Here is a 1,345-nt window from a genome sequence, read left to right on the forward strand (position 1 = left end):
GTGATTTATTCTTTTCGTATTACTGCGCAACTGCCATTAATCACTACTTATGAGTATTTATGCATCAAGAAAGTAAAATAGAGAAGTGAATTTTTATAAAAGTTATGTAATACAGGGGTTAGACGAGTCAAAATGGCGTGCATAAGCAGACCATCAACCATGAAACGCATAGTTTTGCATTCCACTGACACCGTCAAAAAGATGAACAATTTGTTAAGAAAAGTGATCGAGATCAGATCGCTCTGCGTGCAAGAAAGTTGGCTAACAGCTCATGTCCTTGCTCAGTTTTGATTGATTCTGGATGAAACTGCACAGCATCAATAGGCAGGGTTTTGTGCTGATATCCCATTATTTCGTCCATGCTTCCATCAGGCAGTTCCGTCCAAGCGGTCAATTCAAACACATCGGGTAACGTGCCGTTTTTCACCACGAGAGAGTGGTAGCGGGTTACCGTAAGTGGGTTATTTAGATTTTTAAACACACTGCGACCCGTGTGGCGGATAGGCGATGTTTTACCATGCATGACTTGTCTCGCACGCACAACTTCACCACCGAACACTTGCGCAATGGCTTGATGGCCAAGGCACACCCCCAAAATAGGAAGCTTACCGGCAAAATGCTCTATCGCTTGCAGGGAAATACCCGCTTCGTTTGGCGTACAAGGCCCAGGGGAAATCACCAAATGGGTTGGATTGAGGGCTTCGATACCTTGAATGTCGATTTCGTCATTGCGCACGACCTTTACCTGAGCACCAAGCTCGCAAAAGTATTGGTAAAGGTTATAAGTGAAAGAATCGTAGTTATCGATGATCAACAACATAACGTGTCGGCTGCTCCAATCCGTTTTGGCAAGGCTTAAGGATCAATTGTCTGGTTTACCACAATTGAGGGCGGTATTTTGCAACACCCAATTAGAAAGGCAAGTCTTTGCGCAATAAAAAGGCCAGCATCGGCTGGCCTTTGAGTTTTACAGCTATGTTTTTAGGACAGGAGTGGCTTAACGGCGGCGGCGGAACAAGCCAAGTCCAAGCATTGCTAGCAGTGCACCAAACCCAAACGAACCACCATCAGAGTCTTTCGAATCTGTGGTGCCCGTTTCAGGTTGAGTCATAGAGACTGCACGGGCAGAGCTAAACTTAACGACGTTGCCAGTCGAGTCTGTCACTTTCTCTTCCAGTTGGTAGTTACCTTGCTCTGGCGCCTGTTCAAACTCAACATTCACGCTGCGCGCTTTAATGTCCGTTTGATCTAAAGTCTTGCTCGCTGAGTAAGCTTTCGCGTCACTACTTACAGCGGTAGCTTGAGTCGCGACGGTTAAGCTAACAGTCACGATGTCACCTGCAAC

Annotated in this window: 2 protein-coding genes; both read right to left on the reverse strand. The window is 46.0% G+C overall.

Annotated elements, in window-relative coordinates:
- Positions 1-232: 232 nt before the first annotated feature.
- Positions 233-820 carry an aminodeoxychorismate/anthranilate synthase component II gene (locus tag R7M72_RS24805; protein WP_005458124.1) on the reverse strand — a complete coding sequence of 196 codons (588 nt, stop codon included), beginning with the start codon at positions 818-820 and terminating at the stop codon, positions 233-235.
- Positions 821-997: 177 nt separating this feature from the next.
- Positions 998-1,345: GlyGly-CTERM sorting domain-containing protein (locus tag R7M72_RS24810; RefSeq protein WP_318056426.1), on the reverse strand; the 348-nt coding region annotated here is incomplete at its 5' end.

The sequence above is a fragment of the Vibrio sp. YT-18 genome, from assembly GCF_033337345.1.
GTDB classification, from domain to species: domain Bacteria; phylum Pseudomonadota; class Gammaproteobacteria; order Enterobacterales; family Vibrionaceae; genus Vibrio; species Vibrio alginolyticus.

Excerpts from the sequence above, each read along its gene's own strand:
- R7M72_RS24805 (WP_005458124.1), bottom strand. The coding sequence starts at position 820 with ATGTTGTTGATCATCGATAACTACGATTCTTTCACTTATAACCTTTAC.